We start from the raw sequence: 22,089 nt of genomic DNA, 5'->3' as shown, positions 1-22,089 counted from the left end.
CCACGCACTTAAAACGCTAAATCGCATTTGGGGCTGTGGTGCAAACGCCGCGCCACGGCCCTTCTTTGTCCCCGAGGGAGGATCACGCCATGGCCGACACGGCCCAAACCGTCACCGACGAACGCCTGAAACAAGAAGGCTTTGGCGCGCGGCTGATGAAGCGCCCGGAGCTTGGGGCCATCGCCGGTGTCATTCTTGTCACCACATTCTTTTTGATCACTGCCGACAGCACCATGTTCACGCTCTCGGGCATCATGAACTTCATGACTCCTGCGGCGCAGCTCGGCATCCTCGCCATCGGGGCGGCGATGCTGATGATCGGCGGTGAATTTGACCTCTCCATCGGCTCCATGGTGGCCTTTGCAGGTCTGATCTTTGGCGCTTGCGTCGTGACCCTTGGCCTGCCCCTTATCCTCGCGATCCCGCTGACATTGGCGGTGGCGGCTGGGCTTGGCGCGGTCAATGGCGTGATCGTTCTGAAAACCGGCCTGCCGTCCTTTATCGTCACACTGGCCTTCCTGTTCATCCTGCGCGGCGCATCGCTGGTGGGGTTGAAACTGGCGTCTGGCGGCTCCACCCAGCTGCGCGGCGTGCGCGATGCGGTTGAGGGCGACTGGCTTGCGCCCATGTTCTCTGGCGACGCATTCGGCCCGATCTTTGCCTGGCTTGCCCAGATCGGCCTGATCGACACCTTCAAGAACGGCACGCCCAAAGTACCCGGCATCCCGGTTGAAATCCTCTGGTTCATCGCGCTGGCGCTGGTGGCGACCTATGTGCTGCTGCGCACTCCGCAGGGCAACTGGATCTTTGCCTCGGGCGGCGATCGCAACGCGGCCTCCAACTCCGGTGTGCCGGTGCGCAAGGTGAAGATCTCGCTCTTTATGGTGACGGCGCTCTGCGGTGCGCTGGTTGCGATCATCACCGTGATGGATGCAGGCTCGACCGACGCCCGCCGCGGCTTCATGAAAGAGTTCGAGGCCATCATCGCCGCAGTGATCGGCGGCTGCCTGCTGACCGGCGGCTACGGATCGGCCATCGGCGCATTCTTTGGCGCCATCATCTTTGGCATGGTCACCATCGGCCTCACTTATACAGACTTCGATCAGGACTGGTTCCAGATCTTCCTTGGCGGCATGCTGCTGATCGCGGTTCTGTTCAACAACTACATCCGCAAGCGCGTGACGGGGGAACGCTGAGATGACCCAGCAGATGACCGAAGACACGAGTTTCCACCACGGCAGCCCGCAGGACGCGGCCAAGCCGATCATCGAAATGCAGAACATCGAGAAGCATTTCGGCAATATCATCGCGCTTGCCGGTGTCAGCTTTGATGTGAAACCGGGCGAATGCCACTGTCTGCTTGGCGACAATGGCGCGGGCAAATCGACCTTTATCAAGACCATGTCGGGCGTGCACAAACCCACCAAGGGCGCGATCACCATCGACGGGCAACCGATGAACTTCGACAGCCCCCGCGATGCGATGGAGGCCGGAATTGCCACGGTGTTTCAGGATCTTGCCATGATCCCGCTGATGAGTGTGACGCGCAATTTCTTCATGGGACGAGAGCCGCTCAAGGGTTCCAAACCCTTCCGCCGCATGGACATCGAGATGATGAACCAGACCACCGTGGAGGAGATGCGCAAGATGGGCATCAACCTGCGCGGCCCCGATCAGGCGGTTGGCACGCTCTCGGGTGGTGAACGCCAGACGGTGGCGATTGCGCGCGCGGTCTATTTCGGCGCGCGGGTCTTGATCCTGGACGAGCCCACCTCGGCCCTTGGCGTGCGGCAGACCTCGAATGTGCTGGCCACCATCGACCGGGTGCGCAAACAAGGCGTCGGCGTGGTGTTCATCAGTCACAACGTGCGCCATGCGCTGGCCGTGGGCGACCGGTTCACCGTGCTCAATCGCGGCAAGACGCTGGGCACCGCACAGCGCGGTGAGATCACACCGGAGGAGCTTCAGGATCTGATGGCGGGTGGTCAGGAAATGGCACAGCTCGAAGGCTCGCTCGGGGGCACTGTGTAATGACCAAGGATCTGGACCTCATCACCATCGGGCGGTCGTCCGTTGACCTTTACGGCGCGCAGGTCGGTGGCCGTCTGGAGGATATGCGCAGTTTCGAGAAATACGTCGGCGGCTCCCCCACCAATATGGCGACGGGCACCGCGCGTCTGGGCTTGCGTTCGGCGCTGCTGACCAAGGTTGGCGACGAGCATATGGGCCGTTTCCTGCGCGAGGAACTGGTGAAGGAGGGCGTCGACGTCACCGGCGTCCTCACCGACCCGGAGCGGCTGACGGCCCTCGTGCTGCTCGGCATTCGCGATGAGGACCAGTTCCCGCTGATTTTCTACCGCGAGAATTGCGCCGATATGGCGCTGAGCGCCCAGGACGTGGACGAAGGCTTCATCGCCCGCGCCCGCGCCGTGGTCGCCACCGGCACCCATCTGTCGAACCCGCAGACCGAGGCGGCGGTGCTGAAAGCATTGGACTTCGCGCGCAAACACGGCGCGCAGACCGCGCTGGACATTGATTTCCGCCCCAACCTCTGGGGGCTGTCCGGTCACGGCGACGGCGAAAACCGATTTATTGCCTCAGCAGCGGTGACGGAAAAACTGCAATCCACCCTGCATCTGTTCGACCTGATCGTCGGCACCGAAGAGGAATTCCACATCGCAGGCGGCACCACCGACACGGTCGCGGCACTGCGCGCCGTGCGCGCGGTTTCGGGGGCGACGCTGGTGTGCAAACGCGGTGCCGATGGCGCGGTCGCCTTTACCGGCGCGATCCCGGACAGTCTGGACGAGGGCCAAAGCGGCCCCGGCTTTCCCATCGAGGTCTTTAATGTGCTCGGTGCGGGCGATGGCTTCATGTCCGGTCTTCTGAAGGGCTGGCTTGACGGCGAAGACTGGCCCACCTCGCTCAAATACGCCAATGCCTGCGGGGCCTTTGCCGTCAGCCGTCATGGCTGCACCCCCGCCTACCCGAGCTGGGAAGAGTTGCAATTCTTCCTCCAGCGCGGCGTGGTGGAGAAAGCCCTGCGCAACGACACCGCTCTGGAGCAGATCCACTGGTCCACCACCCGCAAGCGTGACTGGGACGATCTGCGGGTCTTTGCCTTTGATCACCGCATGCAGATGGAAGAGATGGAGGGCGCCACGCCCGAGCGCATCGGCGCGTTCAAGGAGCTTTGCCTCAGGGCCGCCGTCACACAGGCCGCTGGCCGCCCCGGTCACGGCATCCTCTGCGATGGCCGCCTTGGCGCGCGCGCGCTTTATGCGGCAGCAGGGCAGGGTCTGTGGATCGGGCGCCCGGTGGAATGGCCCGGCTCGCGCCCCTTGCGGCTTGAACCTCAGGTGGGCGAGGATGCAGGCGGGCTGAAGGAATGGCCCGGCGAACATGTGGTCAAATGCCTGTGCTTCCCGCATCCCGACGATGACGACGCGATGTGGGCCGACCAGATCGCCACCATCACCCGCGTGTTCCAGTCCTGCCGCCGGAACGGGCTTGAATTCCTGCTGGAGGTCATCCCCTCCAAGGTCGGCCCCTTTGACGATAAAACCACGCCAGATGTCATCCAGCGCGTGTACGATGCCGGCATCTACCCCGATTGGTGGAAGCTCGAACCCTTCCGCTCCGAGGCCGCATGGGCCGCAAGCTGCGATGCGATCGAGCGCAACGACAAACGCACCCGTGGCATCGTGGTGCTCGGTCTGGACGCCCCGGAGGACGAGCTGCGCGAGAGCTTTGCCCTCGCCGTGCGCTTCCCGCTGGTCAAAGGGTTTGCCGTCGGGCGGACGATCTTTGGCGATGTGGCCCGTGACTGGTTTGCAGGCCGCATTGACGACGACAGCGCCGTGGCGCGCATGACAGAAAATTACGCCCGGCTTTGCGATGTCTGGGCGCAGGCACGCGCACGCACAATGGAGGCGGCACAATGAGCACGATCCGGCTAACCGCAGCGCAGGCGATGGTGAAATATATCGCCGCCCAACTGAACGAGGAGGGCGAACCCTTCCTCGCCGGGATCTGGGCGATCTTTGGCCACGGAAATGTGGCCGGTCTGGGCGAGGCGCTGCATGGCGCGCGCGACGAATTCCGCACCTATCGCGGCCATAACGAGCAGACCATGGCCCATGCCGCGATTGCCTATGCCAAGCAGTCCACGCGCAAACGGGCGATGGCGGTCACCTCCTCCATCGGCCCCGGCGCCACCAATATGGTGACGGCGGCGGCACTGGCGCATGTGAACCGACTGCCGCTGTTGCTGATCCCCGGCGATGTCTTTGCCAACCGTGGCCCCGATCCGGTGTTGCAGCAGATCGAGGATTTCGGCGATGGCACCACCAGCGCCAATGATTGTTTCAAACCCATCACGCGCTATTTCGACCGCATCATGCGCCCCGAACAGCTGCTGACCGCCCTGCCGCGCGCCTTTCGCACCATGACCGACCCGGCAGACTGCGGCCCGGTCTGCCTGTCGTTCTGTCAGGACGTGCAGGCCGAAGCCTATGACTGGCCCGAGGCCTTCTTTGCGCCGCGCATTTGGCAAACCCGCCGTCCCCGCCCGGATGAGGGAGAGCTGGCGCGGGTTGCCGACCTGCTGAAAGCCGCAAAATCTCCGGTGATCGTGGCCGGGGGTGGCGTGCATTACGCGGGCGCTTGCGCCGCGCTGCAACGCTTTGCCGAGGCGCATCAGATCCCGGTTGTCGAAAGCCAGGCGGGCAAATCCGCTCTCGCCTGGGATCACCCGCTGAACCTCGGCCCCGTAGGGGTGACCGGTGCGGGCTCCGCCAATGAAGTTTGCGCCGGGGCCGATCTGGTTTTGGGTGTTGGCACAAGGTTTCAGGATTTCACCACCGGCTCGTGGAACCTGTTCCAGAACCCGGCTCGCACGCTCGTCTCCCTCAATGTTGCTGCCTATGACGCAATGAAACATGGCGCAGAGCCGCTCTGCTGCGATGCCCGCGTCGGGCTGGAGCTGCTGGGTGCGGCGCTTGGTAATCTGCAATTCGCTGCCCCCTCCGCCACCCTCAAGGAGGCGTGGTTCAGCGCGGTTGACCCGCTCACCGCCGCCCCGCGCGAGGACATCCAACTGCCGACTGACCAGCAGGTGATCGGCGCGGTGCAACGGGCCTCCGGTCCCGACACGGTGGTGATGTGCGCCGCGGGCACCATGCCGGGCGAGCTGCACAAACTCTGGAAAGCCCCGCGCCCCGGGGCCTATCACATGGAATACGGCTATTCCTGCATGGGCTACGAGATCGCCGGTGCCATGGGCATCAAGATGGCGCAGCCAGACCGCGATGTGGTCTGCATGATCGGCGACGGCAGCTATATGATGGCCAATTCGGAACTGGCGACGGCGGCGATGCTGGGCATCGACATGACCGTGGTGATTACCGACAACCGGGGCTACGGCTGCATCAACCGGCTGCAAATGGGCACTGGCGGGGCGGAGTTCAACAACCTCCTCGACCATTCCCATCACGTGACGCCGTCGAACATCGACTTTGCCGCCCATGCCGCATCTATGGGGGCGGCGGCCGTACATGTCAGCAGCATTGCGGAACTAGAAGAGGCCCTGAGCCGCGCCAAAGCCGCCAAAGGACCGTTTGTGGTGGTGATCGACACAGACCCCTACCCCTCGACCCCCGATGGCGGCCATTGGTGGGACGTGGCGGTGCCCGAAGTGTCCGAGCGGGCCGAGGTGCGCGCCAAACGCGCCGAATATGAAAAACAGATCAAGGCCCGCGCGCTCAACTGACGCCCGTGGCCTGCCTTTCCGGGGTGCGTCCTCCCGCGCGTCGGAAAGGCCCCAATTTTGGATCAGGCGCGAACATGCGCCCTCAACGAAAGACACCGCCCATGAGCGTCAAGATCGGCATCTCCCCCATCGCATGGCAGAACGACGACCTGCCGGACCTCACCGCTGCCTACACGATGGAACAGGCCCTGAGCGAAGCGCGCGAGATTGGCTATACCGGGGTCGAACGTGGCCGCCGCATGCCACAGGACACCGAAGGGCTGCGCAAGTATCTGAACGAATACGACATTTCGCTTTGTGGTGGCTGGTGCTCGGGCAACCTGTTGGTCAATGACGTCGAGACCGAAAAAGCCGCCATCGCAGAGCAGGTCGAACAATTCGCCGCTTTGGGCGCGCCCTGTCTGGTCTATGCGGAATGCTCCAACACCGTGCAGGGCGACCGCACGACCCCGGTGAACAACCGCCCCAAGCTGACCCGCGACGACGTCCGCGCCTATGCGGCCAAGCTCTCTGAACTGGCCAAGTGGATGACCGACAAGGGCCTGCCTCTGGCCTATCACCACCACATGGGGGCTTTTATCGAGGATCAGGAGGATATCGACTGGCTGATGGAGGCCAGCAGCCCCGAGGTGACGTTGCTTTATGACACCGGCCATCTGGTCTTTGGCGGCGGCGATCTGCTGGGCACGCTCGACAAATGGGGCGACCGCATCCACCACGTCCACTATAAGGATCTGCGCGCCAGTATCGCCGCACAGGCCCGCGCCGAGAACTGGTCCTTTCTGGATGCGGTGATCGCCGGGGCCTTCACCGTGCCGGGGGATGCCGAAGGATCGATCGATTTTGCCGCCGTGACCGAACGTCTGGCCAAGATGGACTATCAGGGCTGGATCGTGGTCGAGGCCGAGCAAGACCCCGCCAAGGTCGCGCCCTATGCGGCGTCAAAACTGGGCTATCAGACCATTCGCGACCTCTGCGCGCGTTATGGGCTAGAGGTTGCGGATTAATCCCCGCGCCCCAACAACAGGAGGCAAGACCCATGAGCGATCTGCTGCGAAAACCCTTTGGCACCCATGGCGAGGTGCACCGCATCACACCCGAGAGTGCAGGCTGGCGCTACGTGGGCTTTGCCCTGCACCGTCTGCGCGCGGGCGAGACGGTGGCGGACGTCACCGGCGACCGCGAGGTGATCCTCGTGATGGTGGAAGGCAAAGCCAATCTGACCGGCGCGGGACAGGACTGGGGCGAACTGGGCGAGCGCATGTCTGTCTTTGAGAAAACCCCGCCCCATTGCCTGTATCTGCCCAATGGCAGCGACTGGAGCGCCGAGGCCACCACCGATTGCACCATCGCGGTCTGCTCCGCACCGGGCAAGGGCGGCCATGCGGCGCGCCGGATCGGCCCCGAGGGCATCACGCTCACAGAGCGCGGCAAGGGCACCAACACCCGCTACATCAACAATATCGCGATGGAGAACGAGGATTATTGCGACAGCCTGCTGGTGACCGAGGTCTTCACCCCCGCCGGCCACTGGTCGTCCTTCCCCAGCCACCGCCACGACGAGGATGACTTCCCCCGGATCACCTATCTGGAGGAGACCTACTATCACCGCCTGAACCCGGCCAGCGGCTTTGGCATCCAGCGCGTCTATACCGATGACGGGCAGCTGGATGAAACCATGGCGGTCGCGGATGGCGATGTGGTCCTGGTGCCGCGCGGCCACCACCCCTGCGGCGCGCCCTACGGGTTTGAGATGTATTACCTCAACGTGATGGCGGGCCCCTTGCGCAAATGGCGCTTTGTCGCCGCGCCAGAGGTCGAATGGATCATGGAGCGCGACGCCTGATCCCGGCACCGCCCGGGGTAGCATGCTCCGGGCGGCGCGTGTTCTGCCCTTCTCAGAGGCGGGCCAGAACGCCTTTTTCCGGCTTCCCGGTGGGGGTGCGCGGCATCTCCTCCAGCTGCACAAATTCACAGGGCACCATGAATTTTGCCATGCGGCCCGCGCAATGGCTGCGCAAGACCTCCAGATCCAGGCTGTGGCCGTCCTTCACGGTGACAAAGGCCTTGATGTCCTCTTCTCCCATCGCGCCGGGCACGGCGATCACGGCACAATCCTGCACCGATGGGTGGCTGAGGATGCCTTCCTCGACCTCGTAGCCGGACACCATTTCGCCCCGGACCCGGATGCGCTCGCTGACGCGATGCAGGAAATAGAATCGACCTTCGTCATCCATGCGGCCGATGTCGCCGGTCTGGAACCAGAGGTTGCGGCGGCTGTCGAGCGTGCGCTCCGGCATGCCGAAATACCCGTCTGCCATCACGCCGGGCTCTTTGGGGCGGACCGCCACGTGGCCGGGGCTGCCCGCCGGCAGGCGTTCGCCGTGATCGTCCTGGATCTCCACCTCGAAATGCGGCAGCACCACCCCGCCCGGGTGGTCCCATTGCGGCACCACCACCCAGCCTGCATCGGTAGAGCCATAGCCGCCGCCGGGGATCAGATGGGTGTTGAAACGGGCATCAAATGCCGCCTTGGGCACCGGCGCGGGCGTCGCCCAGCAGCGGCTAATCCGGTGGGTCTTTTCCAGCTCTGACGGCGGGTTGGCCCACAACAGCTGCTGCACCGATCCCAGCATCATGAACCAGGTGGCGCCATAGTCGTTCACGTCCGTCCAGAAGTTCGACAGGCTGAACCGGTCCCGCAGGATCACATGCCCGCCGGTCATCAGGGTGGTCAGAATATCGTAATAGGCCGCCCCGATGTGGGACAGCGGATAGGGCGCGTAGACACAATCCGCCTCCGTGACCCGGAAGGGGGCGATCATGTTCTCGGCGGTGCGCACCGCATAGCGATGCGACAGCATGCAGCCCTTGGAGGTCCCGGTGGTGCCGGAGGTGAACAGGATGGTGGCTGTGTCGGTGTCGCGGGCGGCGGCGGTGATATGAGAGGTCTCCTGCGACAACAGGCTGGCAAAGGCCCGCACCTCCAGCTGTGGAAACAGGCGCCGGGCGTCTTCCGCGCCATCCATCATCACCAGGCAACGCAGATGCGGCAGCTGATCCCGGATCTGGTCGAGCGCCTCCAGATGGGCGGCGGAGGTGAACAGCACCGGCGCGCCGGTCTGGCTGATCATGCGCGCCAGCGGCGCGGCACGCATGGCCCGGTTGACCGATACCTCGATCACGTCGATCTTCTTCAGCGCATAGGTGAGCGCCAGATACTCGATGCTGTTTTCCAGCAGGATCGCGCCGTGACCCAGCTGCGCGCCAAACTGCGCCAGCAGACCATGGGCGATGCGATTGGTCAGACGTTCAAACGCCGCATAGGTGATGCTGCGCCCGGTCTCGGCCTGGGTCACAAACGGACGATCCGCAAACATCGCGGCGCGTTCGGTCAACAGGTCTCCCAGAGTGGTTCTGAGGGTCATGGCGGGGTCCTCCTCGTGCAATCCTGTCCGCTGCCGGATCATTAGAACCGGAGGCAGGGACCCAAGAAGGGGGCGTTTTCTAATGCTATCATGAGCCGCGCCTAATGCTGTTCCGGCGCGGACGGCGGCCCCGTTCCCCGCTGGTCGAACAGGCCAGGCTGCGCGGCGGGTCAGGCGGCGCCGGAGGCCGGAGATCGCGCCACCTCGCGCAGCCATTCAATCAGCGCGGTGACCTCCGGTCGCTGGTGGTTCTGCCCCGCCGGCAGCACCAGATAATGCCCCTGCCGCGCAGGCAGCCTCTGCTCCGTGGCCTGCACCAGCGTGCCGCGGTCCAGATAGGGCTGGACAAAGACATCGGCAATCAGCGCCGCGCCCAGGTTCTGCGCCGCCAGTTCCAGGGCGATCAGCGACTGGTCGACCCGGTAGGCGGGAGCGGGCACCGGGCAATCGGGGGCGTGCAGGGCAAAAAAGTGGTGCCAGGTGTCAATCACCCCTGTCACTTCGATCAGCGGACCCTGCGCCAGGCTTTGCAGGCTGCCATCCCCGCGTTGCTCCGGCGTGCAGACCGCGATGATCTCGTTGTGCATCAGCGGGATCACCTCGCCGTCCGACCAGCTGCCGTCACCATAGCGAATGTCGATGTCGATATCCTCGCCGCTGGCCAGTTCCGCCCAATAGGCCGACAGGACCCGCAGGCGGCTGTTGGGGTGCTGCGCGCGATAGTGCGCCAGCCGGGGCACCAGCCACAACAGGTTCAGCGAACTCAGGCAGCGCAGGGTCACCTCCCGCTCCGCGCCCATGCCGAACAGGTTCGACGTGGTGGCCTCGAGATCGCCAAAGGCTTTGCTCACCACGGGCAGATAGGCCTGACCCAGGCGGGTCAGATAAAGGGATTTGCGCTCTCGTCTGAACAGCATGTGGCCCAGATGCGCCTCCAGTCCGCGCACCTGATAGCTGACGGCGGAGGGGGTCAGGCCGAGCTCTTCAGCGGCCAGTGTGAACGTCCCGAGCCGCGCACTTGCATCAAAGGCGCGCAACCAGGGCAGGGGGGGCAATTCCTTGTACATGGCGGGACCATAGCAGGTCTGCGAATTTTTTTAAGGATATGACGAATATTTTTTCGTTTTGGATTTTGACGGGTGGTTTGTAACGGTGCTGTGACGCGACATCGAGCAGGCACCAGACCGTGAAAACCTACGACTACATCATCATCGGCGCGGGATCGGCGGGCTGTGTGCTTGCAGAACGCCTGAGCGCCTCCGGACGTCACAGCGTATTGGTGCTGGAGGCGGGCGGGCGTGGCCGCACCCCCTGGATTGCGCTGCCGCTGGGCTATGGCAAGACCTTCTTCAACCCGGCGGTCAACTGGAAGTACGAAACCGATCCCGAGGACAGCCTGGGCGGACGCCGGGGCTACTGGCCCCGCGGCAAGGTCGTCGGCGGATCCGGCGCCATCAACGCATTGGTCTACGCCCGTGGCCTGCCGCGTGATTTTGACGATTGGGAAGCCGCCGGCGCCACCGGCTGGAACTGGCAGGCGGCCCGCAGCACCTATGAGCAGATGGAGACCCGTGTCAGCACCTGCGGGGCGCGACAGGGGCAGGGGCCACTGCATGTGCAGGATGTCTCGGACCAGATCCACCCGGCGACGCGGCATTTCTTCCACGCGGCAGAGGAGTTGCGCCTGCCGCGCACCAGCGACATCAACGGCGACAGCAATGAAGGGGCGGCGACCTATCGCATCAACACCAGCGGCGGGCGGCGGATGCATTCGGCCCGCGCCTATCTTGGCCCGGCGCTGAAACGGGAGAATGTCACCCTGATGACCGGCGCTCTGGTGGAGCGGATCGGGTTTGACGGCCGGCGCGCAACCTCGGTCGAGATCCGCCACAAGGGGCGCTGCCAGAGCCTGCGCGCCGGACGCGAGATCATCCTGTCCGCCGGGGCGGTGACCTCGCCACGGGTGCTGCAACTCTCCGGCATCGGCCCGGCGTCGGAGCTGCGCGCCCATGGGATCACGCCGCTGCTGGATGCGCCGCATGTGGGCGGCAATCTGCAGGACCACCTGGGCGTCAACTACTACTTCCGCGCCACCGAGCCGACGTTGAACAACCAGCTGCGCCCGCTGCACGGCAAGATCCGCGCGGCGCTGCAATATGCGCTGACCCGGCGCGGGCCGCTGTCGCTGTCGGTCAACCAGTGCGGCGGCTATTTCCGGTCCGGCGCCAGCCTGAGTGCGCCGGATCAGCAGCTCTATTTCAACCCGGTGACCTATACGACAACGCCAAACGGCACGCGCACCGTGGTGCAGCCGGATCCCTTTGCGGGCTTTATCATCGGGTTTCAGCCCACCCGCCCCACCAGCCGTGGGCGGATCGACATCAGCGCCAATGACCCGCAGGCGCCGCCGCGCATCCGCCCCAACTCGCTGGCGACCGAAGACGATCGCGCGCAGGTCATCGCGGGCGGGTTGCTGTGCCAGCGTCTGGCCCGGACCACCGCCATCACGCGCCTGATCGAAGGCCCGATGGAGACGGACCTGCGCGGCCTGACGCCGGAGCAGATCCTGGCCGATTTCCGGGCGCGGTGCGGCACCGTGTTCCACCCGGTCGGCACCTGCCGCATGGGGGCGGAGGCGGCGCAATCCGTGGTCTGCCCCCGGCTCAAGGTGCATGGGGTGGCGGGCTTGCGGGTGGTGGATGCGTCGGTCTTTCCCAATATCACCTCGGGCAACACCAATGCGCCGACCATGATGCTGGCCCACCGGGCCGCCGACCTTATTCTGGAGGATGCATGAGCACGCCTTATTCCACATCCGGCGCGGTGCCGGTGACCTTTGCGCGCGGCGACGCCGACACCGGCCCGCGCATCACCCGGATCGAGACCTTCTGCACGCCGCTGATCGGCTTTGTCCGTGTCACCGCCGAGGATGGCACCCAGGGCTGGGGGCAGGTCTCGACCTACAACAGCGACCTGACCTGCGAGATCCTGCACCGCCAGGTGGCCCCCTGGGCGCTGGGCCGGGGCATGGATGCGCTGGAGGCGGTGATCGCCGAGATCCCGCTGCGCGAACATAAATTCCCCGGCACCTACCTGCGTCGCGCCATGGCGGGGCTGGATACGGCGGTCTGGGACTGGCGTGGCAAGGCGCAGGGCAAACCGGTGGCGGAGCTCTTGGGCGGATCGAGCGGCCCGGTGCGGGCCTATGCCTCCTCGATGCGGCGCGACATCACCCCCGAGGCCGAGGCCGCGCGCATGCAGCGGCTGCGCGATGCATACGGGTTTGATGCCTTCAAGGTCCGGGTCGGCGCCGAATGCGGACAGGACCGGGATGAATGGGAGGGCCGCACCGAGGCGATCATCCCCGCCCTGCGCCATGCCATGGGACCGGAGGCCGCGCTTCTGGTTGACGGCAACTCGGGCTTCAGTCCCGCCCGCGCGATCGAGGTCGGGCGCATGCTGGAGGCCAACGGCTATGAGCATTTCGAGGAACCCTGCCCCTATTGGGAGCAGGAACAGACGCAGGAGGTCACCCGCGCCCTGAGCATCGATGTGGCGGGCGGAGAGCAGGACTGCGATCTCCAGCACTGGAAACGCATGATCGAGAACCGCGTGGTCGACATCATCCAGCCGGATATCCTCTATCTTGGCGGCATGGTCCGCAGCATGGATGTGGCGCGCTTGGGCCACGCGGCGGGGCTGCCCTGCACGCCGCATGCGGCCAACCTGTCGCTGGTGACGCTCTTCACCATGCATCTTTTGCGCGCGGTGCCCAATCCGGGCCGCTATCTGGAATTCTCCATCGAGGGGGACGACTACTACCCCTGGCAACGCGAGCTGTTCGTGACTGATCCCTATCAGATCACCGACGGTCAGGCGCAGGTCTCCGATGCCCCCGGCTGGGGGGTGGAGATCTGTCCCGAGTGGCTCGCCAAATCCACCTACACATGCAGCGAGGACGGCCAATGACTGCCGATCACCTGATTTCGACCTATTTTGCCACCGGCACCCTGCCGGACCTGCCCCGCGATCACTTCATCGACGGGCAATTCGTGCCCCCCGCAGGCGGGGCCCGGATGCAAAGCTACGACCCCGGGCGCGCGGTGCCCTTTGGCGATTTTGCCGCGGGTACGGCGGCGGATGTGGACCACGCGGTGCACAGCGCCACCCGGGGCTTTGCGATCTGGCGCGAGACACCGCCGGCGCAGCGCTGCGCCATCCTGATGGAGGTGGCGCGGCTGATACGGGCGGAGGCGGACCGGCTGGCGGTTGTCGAAAGCCTCGACAGCGGCAAGACGCTGGCCGAGGCGCAGGGCGACATCGCGGGCTCTGCCCGGTTGTTCGAATACTACGCCGGTGCGGCGGACAAGCTCGACGGGCGCAGTGTCAATCTGGGCAATGACAATGCCGCCTTCTCCCTGCGCGAACCGGTGGGGGTCACCGCGCATATCGTGCCGTGGAACTATCCGACCTCGACCCTGGTGCGGGGCATTGCCCCGGCGCTGGCGGCGGGCTGCTCGGCGGTGGTGAAACCGGCAGAGACCACGCCCTATACGGCGCTGATGATTGCCGAACTGCTGATCCGCGCCGGGGTTCCGGCGGGGGTGGTGAATGTGGTGACGGGCACGGGCCAGGAGGCCGGCGCGCCGCTGGTCCAGGATCCGCGCGTGCGCCACGTGACCTTTACCGGCTCGGTGGCAACCGGCGTCGGCGTGATGCAGGCGGTGGCCCCGAATGTCACCGGCCTGACGCTGGAGCTGGGCGGAAAATCCCCGCTGGTGGCCTGCGCCGATGCCGACCCCGAGGCGGTGGCCGAAGGCGCACTCTGGGCGATCTTCTCCAATGCGGGCCAGATCTGTTCTGCGGGGTCGCGTCTGGTGATCCACCGCGACCTGCACGCGCCGGTGCTGGAGCGGCTGGTCGCCAAGGCGCAGGCGCTGCGGTTCGGACATGGGCTGCGCAACGCCGACATGGGGGCGGTGAACTCGGACCGCCACCTGGCCGCCATCACCGCCCATCTCGACAGCGCCCGCGCCCGCGGGGCGGAGATCCTCTGCGGTGGCAACCCCGCCTGCGATCCCGACACCGGCACGGGGTGGTTCTTTGAACCGACGATCCTGGATCGGCTGCCGGCAGACGACCCGGCGATCCAGCAGGAGATTTTTGGGCCGGTGCTTGGCGTGCAGGTCTTTGAGGACGAGGATCAGGCGATCGCGCTGGCCAATGGCACCGATTTTGCCCTGGCCGCCGGGATCTACACCTGCGACATTTCAACCGCGCTGCGCCTGTCGCGCCGGATTGACGCCGGTCAGGTTACGGTCAATGACTATTGGGCCGGCGGCATCGAACTGCCCTTTGGCGGCAACCGTAAATCGGGTTTTGGCCGGGAAAAGGGTCTCGAAGGTCTCGATGCCTATACCCGGGCAAAGGCGATCACGCTGTCGGTCTAGCGCGCCGGAGCACAGATACCCGCCCGGAGGGTCCGGGCGGTGTCGGTCAGGACGGTGCTGGTCTGGGCGGCGTCGGTCAGGGGCGGGGGCCGGGGCACATGCGTGTTTCGGCCCGATCCACTGACAGAGGGCCCGATGAAAGAGGGGATGCCGCATGTGGAGCCAAGTGCCGCCCTTGCAAAGCCTGAAGCTGTTTGACGCGGTCGCCCGCAGTCGCAGCATGACCCATGCCGCCGCCGAGGCGGGCATCTCGCAATCGGCGGTCAGCCAGTCGATCCGGCAGCTGGAGGACTTCGTGCAGGTGCCGCTGCTGGATCGCTCCTGCCGCCCGATGCAGCTCACCGAGGAAGGCGCGTTGCTGCACCGGGCCTGTTTCGACACGCTGGGACGGCTGGCCGAGGTGGTCGAAGAACTGCGCCGCGCCGGGCAGGGCACCGATACCGTCACCCTGTCCTGCAATCTCGGGTTTGCCACCTATTGGCTGATGCCCCGCCTGAACGCCTTCAGTGTCGCCCACCCCGAGATCACGGTGAATGTGATGGCCACGTTCCAGGGCGCGCCCGGGGTGCAGCCGGGGACGGATGTGGCGATCCGCTACGGCGATGGCGGCTGGACACAGGACGGCTGGGTCCTGCTGTTCCGCGAAACCATCGCGCCGGTCTGCGCGCCGCGCTATCTGGAGTGCGCGGGGGCCTTCTCCGGCCCCGAGGCGCTGGCGCGGCAGCGGTTGATCCATGTCTCGGGAACCGGTCCGGACTGGCCCGGCTGGGAGAGTTACTTCCGGCAACTGGGCCACGCAAAGCCCGCCCTGCAATGCCGGCTGCGCTTCAGCAACTACGTGCAGGCGGTCCAGACCGCATTGACCGGCGAGGGGGTCATGCTGGGCTGGCGCGCGGTGGCCGGGGATCTGCTGCGCACCGGACAGCTCCGTGTTGCCGGGGGCAGGCCCCTGCCGCAGACCAGCGGCTATCACCTGCGCACGGCATCCGGCAGCGACCGGCGGGAGGCGGTGCAGGTCTTCCTTGACTGGCTGCGGACACAGGCAGTGGAAACCCCCGATCTGATCTAGGGGCGCATATCCAGCCTCCGCGCACCTCCGGCGTAGTCGCTCGGGGCGCGGGACAGCGGTCAGAGGTTGGGACGGATGAAACCGTTGATGGGGTAGACGCTGCCAAAGGCACCGGGATTGCTCTCCAGCCGCACCTTGGACCAGTCGTTGTTTTCAGACACATCGACAACCGCCATGCCCAGCGACACCTTGTTGCGGTGCCAATTGGCGTGATCCACCCGCAGCATCCGCTCGTTCACCAGTTCGGACACCACTGCCACATGGCCCAGCGGCATCGACCGGGTGGCGCTGAACGCCATGACCGCGCCGACGCTGGGGGAGCTGCCGACGTCAAACGCGCCCTGTGCCTGCCCCCACCAGGTGCGGGCATTGCCGCGGATCTCGACACCGGAGAGATTGCGCGCAAAGGGCACGCACCAGACCCGTGCCCCGCGGGCGCGCAGGGATTCCGCTTCGCGCATGGCAAAGTCGCGCCGCAGCGGGTCGATCTGGCTGCCGCTGTCCGGCCGCGTTCCGCAGGCGGTCACAGCCAGCGTCGCAACAAGCAAAAGCACACTCAAACAGGGGTTCAGGCGGGGCGCGCCAGCGTAGCGTTTCAACAATGTCCCAAGGATCTTTTTTCGGTTTCGTGATTGCGCGAAACATTCTGTCAGAAATCCGTGTCTGCCAACCCTGCGGTGCCGGGCAGGCAAAAAACCGCCTAGGTTCCGGGGTCTGGAGGCTTTGCCGCGCCGCCCCCGGGCGCGCATCGCGCCATATTGCCTGTTTTCCACGGGCCGGACACCGGGTCCGGCGGCGCCGGATAGGAGGCATTTGCGCTTTGCGGCAGCTTGCGAGGGGGACGCAATCTGCATACATAGGTATACCAAGCGACTTGATTCGGCGCGCGTCCCTGGCGGCGCGCGTCGTCGTTCAAGCCAGTTCGGATACCAAACGCAGCGAGATAGACATGAGCTTGTACACTGACTACCTGGATGAGATCGGCACCCGCAAGGCGCAGGGCCTGAGCCCGAAGCCGATTGACGATGGCGCGCTGGTGGAGGAGCTGATCTCGCAGATCAAGGAGCCGGGGCATGCGCATCGCGCCGACTCCCTGCATTTCTTCATCTACAACACCCTGCCCGGCACAACGAGCGCTGCGGGTGTGAAGGCGCGGTTCCTGAAGGAGATCATCCTGGGTCAGGCCGAAGTGGCGGAAATCACGCCGGATTTCGCGTTTGAGCTGCTCTCGCACATGAAGGGCGGCCCCTCGGTCGAGGTGCTGCTTGATCTGGCACTGGGCGAGGATGCGGCGATCGCCGAACAGGCGGCAGAGGTGCTGAAAACCCAGGTGTTCCTCTACGAAGCGGACACCGCCCGGATTGAAGCTGCCTACAAGGCCGGCAATCCGATCGCCCGCGACCTCTTGGAAAGCTACCTCAAGGCGGAGTTCTTCACCAAGCTTCCCGACATCGACGAGGAGATCAAGGTCGTCACCTATATCGCTGCCGAGGGCGATATCTCCACCGACCTGCTGTCGCCGGGCAATCAGGCGCACTCGCGGTCGGACCGGGAACTGCACGGCAAATGCATGATTTCCGAAGCGGCGCAAAAGGAAATCGAGGCGCTCAAACTCCAGCACCCCGACAAGCGGGTCATGCTGATCGCCGAAAAGGGCACCATGGGCGTCGGCTCCTCGCGGATGTCCGGTGTGAACAACGTGGCGCTCTGGACCGGCAAACAGGCCAGCCCCTATGTGCCCTTCGTCAACTACGCCCCGATCGTGGCGGGCACCAACGGCATCTCGCCGATCTTTCTGACCACGGTGGGTGTGACCGGCGGCATCGGCCTCGACCTGAAGAACTGGGTCAAGAAGGTCGACAGCGACGGCAAGCCGATCCTGAACAACGACGGCAACCCGATCCTCGAACAGAAATACTCGGTCGAGACCGGCACCGTGCTGCGGATCAACACCAAGACCAAGACCCTGCTGAGCGAAGAGGGCGAGGAACTGGTGGATGTCTCCTCTGCCTTCACGCCGCAGAAGACCGAGTTCATGAAGGCCGGCAGCTCCTACGCGATCGTGTTTGGCAAGATGTTGCAGGCCTTTGCCGCCGAAACGCTGGGGGTCGAGGCACCGGCGGTCTTTGCCGCCTCGCAGGAGATCTCCCACGAGGGCCAGGGCCTGACCGCGGTCGAGAAGATCTTCAACGCCAATGCGCGCGGCTCCACCCCGGGCAAGAAGCTGCACGCCGGCTCCGATGTGCGGGTCCGCGTGAACATCGTCGGCAGCCAGGACACCACCGGGCTGATGACCAGCCAGGAGCTGGAGGCGATGGCGGCCACGGTTCTGTCGCCCTCGGTCGACGGTGCCTATCAGTCGGGCTGTCACACCGCATCGGTCTGGGATGCCAAGGCCCAGGCCAACACGCCGCGCCTGATGGCCTTCATGCACAAGTTCGGCCTCATCACCGCGCGCGACCCGAAGGGCGAATACCATGCCATGACGGATGTGATCCACAAGGTGCTCAACGACATCACGGTGGATGACTGGGCGATCATCATCGGCGGCGACAGCCACACGCGGATGTCCAAGGGCGTGGCGTTTGGCGCCGACTCCGGCACCGTTGCGCTGGCGCTGGCAACCGGCGAGGCAACCATGCCGATCCCGGAATCCGTCAAGGTCACCTTCAAGGGCAAGATGGCCGACCACATGGATTTCCGCGATGTGGTGCACGCCACCCAGGCGCAGATGTTGCAGCAATGCGGCGACAACGTCTTTCAGGGCCGCATCATCGAGGTCCACATCGGAACGCTGCTGGCCGATCAGGCCTTCACCTTCACCGACTGGACCGCCGAGATGAAGGCCAAGGCGTCGATCTGCATTTCCGAAGACGAGACGCTGATCGAATCCCTCGAAGTGGCCAAGCACCGCATCCAGATCATGATCGACAAGGGCATGGACAACGAGGCCGGGATGCTCCAGGGCCTGATCGACATCGCCGAAACCCGGATCGCCCAGATCAAATCCGGCGAAAAGCCTGCACTGCGGCCCGATGACAACGCCAAGTATTACGCCGAGGTGGTGGTCGACCTGGACGCGATCAACGAGCCGATGATCGCCGACCCGGACGTGAACAACCCCGATGTGTCCAAGCGCTACACCCATGACACCATCCGTCCGATTTCCTTCTACCAGGCGGAAAAGAAGGTCGATCTCGGCTTTGTGGGCTCCTGCATGGTGCACAAGGGCGACATGAAGATCGTCGCGCAGATGCTGAAGAACATCGAAAAGGCCAACGGCAAGGTCGAGTTCAAGGCGCCGCTGGTGGTCGCTGCGCCGACCTACAACATCATCGACGAGATGAAGGAAGAGGGCGACTGGGAAATCCTGCAACGCTACTCCGGCTTTGAATTCGATGACTTCATGCCCAAGAGCAAGGCGCGCACCGAATACGAGAACATCCTCTATCTGGAGCGCCCGGGCTGTAACCTCTGCATGGGCAACCAGGAAAAGGCGGCCAAGGGGGACACCGTGCTGGCGACCTCCACACGCCTGTTCCAGGGCCGGGTCGTGGCCGATTCCGACACCAAGAAGGGCGAGTCGCTGCTGGCCTCGACGCCGGTTGTGGTGCTCTCGGCCGTGCTGGGCCGCACCCCGACGCTGGAGGAATACAAATCTGCCGTCGACGGCATCGACCTGACCAAATTCGCACCGCCGCTGGCAGCGCCGGCCGGGACGAACTCGGTACATTTCTAAGGCGTAGCACCGCAACGGGCGCAACGGTCAAGGGCGGCGTGGGAGACCAGGCCGCCCTTTCTGCATCCGGTCTGCATCCGGTCGCCGGGCGTTTTCGCTCTCTCTGTCGGGCGGGCTCATCCCGCCACGATCACCTCGCGCAGCCGGGCCAGGGTCACCGGCTTGCCGATCACCGCCAAGCCGGCGACATCGGCGAGTTCGCGCGGGGGGCGGGCGACCTTGCGGGTGGACATGAGCACAAGCTGGCATCCGGCGTGCCGGTTGCGGGCACTGCGCAGGATGTCCCAGCCCGATGCGCCATCCTCCAGGTTGAGGTCGCTGAGCACCAGATCCAGATCCGAACGCCGCTGCACGTCCAAAAGCCCCGCGGCATGGCTGCTGGCGCGGGCAACCTCAAAACCGAGGTCCTCCAGCGCCTGCGCGGCGGCGGCCAATGCGGTGGGGTCGTCATCCACAACCAGCGCCCGGCGCGCGCCTGACGGCGGATCGGCGGAGGTCGGGGCGTCGGCGAGCGGCGGAAACCGCAGGGTGATCGTGGTCCCCTGATCCTCTCCCGATGTGCGCGAGTGGAGCAGAAGCTGACCGCCGGACTGGTGCACAAACCCGTCGACCATCGACAGTCCCAGACCGGTGCCGCTGCCGTCATCGCGATGGGTGAAAAACGGCTCCGTCGCCCGCCGCAGGACCTCGGGCGCCATGCCGCATCCGGTGTCGCGGATCGTCACCTCCGCGCCGCCGTCCCGGTCCTGTTCCACGGCAACCCGGATGCTGCCGGTCTCGGCGATCGCCTGCCCGGCGTTGACGCAAAGATTCAATACGGCGCTTTCCAGCTGGCCCGGGTCCACCAAGGCCAGAACGGGTGTCTCGGGGATGTCGAACTCCAGCGCGACGCGTTCGGGCAGCGCGATCTCCAGCAGGTCGGCCATGCCGGTCATCAGCAGGCCCACATCGGTCACCTGCGGTTCCAGATGCTGCTTGCGGGCAAAGGCCAGCAACCGCTCCGTCAGCGACACGCCCAGATCGACCGCCGACCCGATACGGGCCCGGAAATGGCCCGCCTGATCGGGGTCTGCGGTTTCCAGCAGGTGCAGGTTGCCCGAGATGCTGGACAGGATATTGCCAAAATCATGCGCGACCTCGCCGGTCACCTTGCCCAGCGTTTCGACCCGGCGGATCTCTTCGAGCCGTTCGTCGATGCGTTTGCGTTCGGTGGTTTCCGACAGCAGCCAGACCGTGCCGCCATCCGGCAGCGGCGAGTGGCGCAGCTCCAGCACGTGGCCGGAGGCATCGGTGAATTCCTCGAACCCGCCACGGTCGCCGGGGCCGGTCTGCCGGGCGAAGGCGGAGCGCTCGATCAGCGCCTGCATGGTCTCGGTGGTTTCCGTCCCCGGCGCCATGTCCGCTGGCGGCAGCCGCAGCAGCGCCCGCAGATTGTCGTTCTCCGCCTCGATGCCGCCATGTGGGGCGGATATGGCGACACCGTCCTTGATGTTGCGGAACACGCGGGAAAACAGCGCGTTCTGGCGCCGGATCTCGCTGGTGCGGCGGTCGAGTTTGCGGGCATTCTCGCGGAACACCTGAAAGGCGGCAAACAGCTGGCCGATCTCGTCGTCAGAGACCCGGGCGCGCGGCAGGTCGCTGCGATGGTCCCCGGCGGCAAGCCGGCGCATCGCATCGGCGATCCGGCGCAGGTTGCGGGCCACATAGCGCGACACATAGGCCGAGGAGGTGATCGCGACCAGCAGGCTGGCCAGGGTCAGCGCCAGAAAGGAATTCTTGGCCAGGCCCAGGTTGTCGGAGGTGTCGGCGCGGGCCTGACTCAACCGGGCCTCGGCCTGCGCAACCTTGCCCTCGGCATAGGTGGAAATGCGCGCGGTTTCCTGGCGAATGCGGAACAGGGCGTTTTCGGCATCCAGCTGCGCGGCGATTTCGCGATGTTTCAGGGCAAACAGCGTGTCGCTGCGCCGGAGCGCGGTCTGGATCTCGTCAAAGGTCGGCTGGTGAACCGGCAGCAGCTGCGCCTCGACCCGGTCTCGCACCGTCCGATACCGCCGGGTGAATTCGCCCAGCTCGATCAGCGCTTCGGCGCGCCCGGCACTGATGGCGCTGGCGGTCAGCTGTTGCAGCTCGGCCCAGACCTCGCGCTCCGTCAGCGGCAGCGCCCTGTCGCCGGACCGCCGCCGGACCCGGCTGTTCAGGCGCTGCATGTCGCGGTCGATCGCCGTCAGATCCGCCTTGCGCGCCGCCTGCGGCACCAGCGCCGTGGTCAGGTCGTCAATGGCCAGGCTGAGGCGGGCAAGCGGCAGATCAAGGGCCGGATCGGCCGCGGCATGCCGGGCGATCTGGGCCAGGTTGTCGCGCACGCTCTGTGCCTCCTGCTCCAGCTGGAACGGCGGGAACAGCGCATAGAGAAACGGCGCCGAGGTCGCCAGCTCGGCAGCCTCGCGCGACAGGTCCAGCGCATCGGAGACCTCGGCAAGCGTGTCCTGATGCAGCACGTTCATCCACAGTTCGGTTCGGTTCAGCACCCGCATGCCGATCAGGCTGACCAGCAGGATCAGCCCGAACAGGACCGCGATCGCGGCAGAGAGACGGACCCGGACGCTGAGACGGGAGAGGCCGGAGATCACGAC

The 22,089-nt window shown here is 65.4% G+C and carries 15 protein-coding genes; 11 read left to right on the top strand and 4 right to left on the bottom strand.

Features of this window, described 5'->3' with window-relative positions; genetic code table 11:
• Positions 1-89 precede the first annotated feature (89 nt).
• The 6 genes from MHM88_RS05130 to iolB all read left to right on the top strand — a co-directional run bounded on the left by MHM88_RS05130 (position 90) and on the right by iolB (position 7,616).
• Positions 90-1,196, top strand: a complete 1,107-nt coding sequence (locus MHM88_RS05130) for an ABC transporter permease (protein ID WP_005650137.1) — start codon at positions 90-92, stop codon at positions 1,194-1,196.
• Between the two features lie 13 nt (positions 1,197-1,209).
• The gene (locus MHM88_RS05125; protein WP_239361175.1) at positions 1,210-2,031 is read left to right on the top strand and encodes an ATP-binding cassette domain-containing protein; all 822 of its coding nucleotides are present in this window, start codon (positions 1,210-1,212) and stop codon (positions 2,029-2,031) included.
• Positions 2,031-3,944: a 5-dehydro-2-deoxygluconokinase gene (gene iolC, locus MHM88_RS05120; protein ID WP_239360761.1), complete on the top strand. Its 1,914-nt coding sequence runs from the start codon at positions 2,031-2,033 to the stop codon at positions 3,942-3,944. Before MHM88_RS05125 ends, iolC begins: the two co-directional genes overlap by 1 nt.
• Entirely contained in the window at positions 3,941-5,770 is a 1,830-nt protein-coding gene (iolD, locus tag MHM88_RS05115) for a 3D-(3,5/4)-trihydroxycyclohexane-1,2-dione acylhydrolase (decyclizing) (protein ID WP_239360758.1), read from the top strand. Before iolC ends, iolD begins: the two co-directional genes overlap by 4 nt.
• 101 nt (positions 5,771-5,871) lie before the next feature.
• Positions 5,872-6,777, top strand: coding sequence for a myo-inosose-2 dehydratase (gene iolE / locus MHM88_RS05110; protein WP_239360755.1), 906 nt, complete (start codon positions 5,872-5,874; stop codon positions 6,775-6,777).
• 32 nt (positions 6,778-6,809) lie between these two features.
• Complete coding sequence (iolB, locus tag MHM88_RS05105) at positions 6,810-7,616, top strand: 5-deoxy-glucuronate isomerase (RefSeq protein ID WP_239360752.1); 807 nt, start codon at positions 6,810-6,812, stop codon at positions 7,614-7,616.
• Between the two features lie 52 nt (positions 7,617-7,668).
• On the opposite strand, the gene MHM88_RS05100 is transcribed toward iolB, so the two are convergent.
• Both MHM88_RS05100 and MHM88_RS05095 read right to left on the bottom strand, forming a co-directional pair.
• Complete coding sequence (locus MHM88_RS05100; RefSeq protein ID WP_239360750.1) at positions 7,669-9,198, bottom strand: AMP-binding protein; 1,530 nt, start codon at positions 9,196-9,198, stop codon at positions 7,669-7,671.
• A gap of 170 nt (positions 9,199-9,368) precedes the next feature.
• Positions 9,369-10,265, bottom strand: coding sequence for a LysR substrate-binding domain-containing protein (locus MHM88_RS05095; RefSeq protein ID WP_239360747.1), 897 nt, complete (start codon positions 10,263-10,265; stop codon positions 9,369-9,371).
• A gap of 119 nt (positions 10,266-10,384) precedes the next feature.
• Here MHM88_RS05095 and MHM88_RS05090 point away from each other — a divergent pair, with 119 nt between their 5' ends.
• The 4 genes from MHM88_RS05090 to MHM88_RS05075 all read left to right on the top strand — a co-directional run bounded on the left by MHM88_RS05090 (position 10,385) and on the right by MHM88_RS05075 (position 15,717).
• Positions 10,385-11,995: a GMC family oxidoreductase N-terminal domain-containing protein gene (locus MHM88_RS05090; protein WP_239360743.1), complete on the top strand. Its 1,611-nt coding sequence runs from the start codon at positions 10,385-10,387 to the stop codon at positions 11,993-11,995.
• The gene (locus tag MHM88_RS05085; protein WP_239360740.1) at positions 11,992-13,167 is read left to right on the top strand and encodes a mandelate racemase/muconate lactonizing enzyme family protein; all 1,176 of its coding nucleotides are present in this window, start codon (positions 11,992-11,994) and stop codon (positions 13,165-13,167) included. The genes MHM88_RS05090 and MHM88_RS05085 overlap by 4 nt, the downstream gene beginning before the upstream one ends.
• On the top strand, positions 13,164-14,648 hold the full coding sequence (locus MHM88_RS05080; protein WP_239360738.1) for an aldehyde dehydrogenase family protein: 1,485 nt from the start codon (positions 13,164-13,166) through the stop codon (positions 14,646-14,648). Before MHM88_RS05085 ends, MHM88_RS05080 begins: the two co-directional genes overlap by 4 nt.
• 154 nt (positions 14,649-14,802) lie before the next feature.
• Positions 14,803-15,717 (top strand): LysR substrate-binding domain-containing protein, encoded by a 915-nt coding sequence (locus tag MHM88_RS05075; protein WP_239360736.1) that lies wholly within the window; start codon positions 14,803-14,805, stop codon positions 15,715-15,717.
• A 59-nt stretch (positions 15,718-15,776) separates the two neighbouring features.
• Here MHM88_RS05075 and MHM88_RS05070 read toward each other — a convergent pair whose 3' ends face one another.
• Positions 15,777-16,277, bottom strand: a complete 501-nt coding sequence (locus MHM88_RS05070; protein WP_239360734.1) for a CHAP domain-containing protein — start codon at positions 16,275-16,277, stop codon at positions 15,777-15,779.
• Between the two features lie 389 nt (positions 16,278-16,666).
• Here MHM88_RS05070 and MHM88_RS05065 point away from each other — a divergent pair, with 389 nt between their 5' ends.
• The gene (locus MHM88_RS05065) at positions 16,667-19,456 is read left to right on the top strand and encodes a bifunctional aconitate hydratase 2/2-methylisocitrate dehydratase (protein WP_239318553.1); all 2,790 of its coding nucleotides are present in this window, start codon (positions 16,667-16,669) and stop codon (positions 19,454-19,456) included.
• A 116-nt stretch (positions 19,457-19,572) separates the two neighbouring features.
• On the opposite strand, the gene MHM88_RS05060 is transcribed toward MHM88_RS05065, so the two are convergent.
• Positions 19,573-22,086 (bottom strand): ATP-binding protein, encoded by a 2,514-nt coding sequence (locus tag MHM88_RS05060; protein ID WP_239360732.1) that lies wholly within the window; start codon positions 22,084-22,086, stop codon positions 19,573-19,575.
• Positions 22,087-22,089 lie beyond the last annotated feature (3 nt).

Origin of the sequence: Epibacterium sp. MM17-32, assembly GCF_022348205.1 — a bacterium.
Classification (GTDB): Bacteria; Pseudomonadota; Alphaproteobacteria; order Rhodobacterales; family Rhodobacteraceae; genus Epibacterium.
Note: the sequence above shows the minus strand (reverse complement) of the source record. Positions and strands in the feature narration are given on the sequence as shown.

What these genes read in the sequence shown, in the direction of transcription:
- MHM88_RS05095 (WP_239360747.1), bottom strand. Translation starts at nt 10,265, where the DNA reads ATGTACAAGGAATTGCCCCCCCTGCCCTGGTTGCGCGCCTTTGATGCA.
- MHM88_RS05080 (WP_239360738.1), top strand. Translation starts at nt 13,164, where the DNA reads ATGACTGCCGATCACCTGATTTCGACCTATTTTGCCACCGGCACCCTG.
- iolE (WP_239360755.1), top strand. Translation starts at nt 5,872, where the DNA reads ATGAGCGTCAAGATCGGCATCTCCCCCATCGCATGGCAGAACGACGAC.
- iolC (WP_239360761.1), top strand. Translation starts at nt 2,031, where the DNA reads ATGACCAAGGATCTGGACCTCATCACCATCGGGCGGTCGTCCGTTGAC.
- MHM88_RS05075 (WP_239360736.1), top strand. Translation starts at nt 14,803, where the DNA reads ATGTGGAGCCAAGTGCCGCCCTTGCAAAGCCTGAAGCTGTTTGACGCG.
- iolB (WP_239360752.1), top strand. Translation starts at nt 6,810, where the DNA reads ATGAGCGATCTGCTGCGAAAACCCTTTGGCACCCATGGCGAGGTGCAC.
- MHM88_RS05130 (WP_005650137.1), top strand. Translation starts at nt 90, where the DNA reads ATGGCCGACACGGCCCAAACCGTCACCGACGAACGCCTGAAACAAGAA.
- iolD (WP_239360758.1), top strand. Translation starts at nt 3,941, where the DNA reads ATGAGCACGATCCGGCTAACCGCAGCGCAGGCGATGGTGAAATATATC.
- MHM88_RS05065 (WP_239318553.1), top strand. Translation starts at nt 16,667, where the DNA reads ATGAGCTTGTACACTGACTACCTGGATGAGATCGGCACCCGCAAGGCG.
- MHM88_RS05100 (WP_239360750.1), bottom strand. Translation starts at nt 9,198, where the DNA reads ATGACCCTCAGAACCACTCTGGGAGACCTGTTGACCGAACGCGCCGCG.
- MHM88_RS05085 (WP_239360740.1), top strand. Translation starts at nt 11,992, where the DNA reads ATGAGCACGCCTTATTCCACATCCGGCGCGGTGCCGGTGACCTTTGCG.
- MHM88_RS05125 (WP_239361175.1), top strand. Translation starts at nt 1,210, where the DNA reads ATGACCGAAGACACGAGTTTCCACCACGGCAGCCCGCAGGACGCGGCC.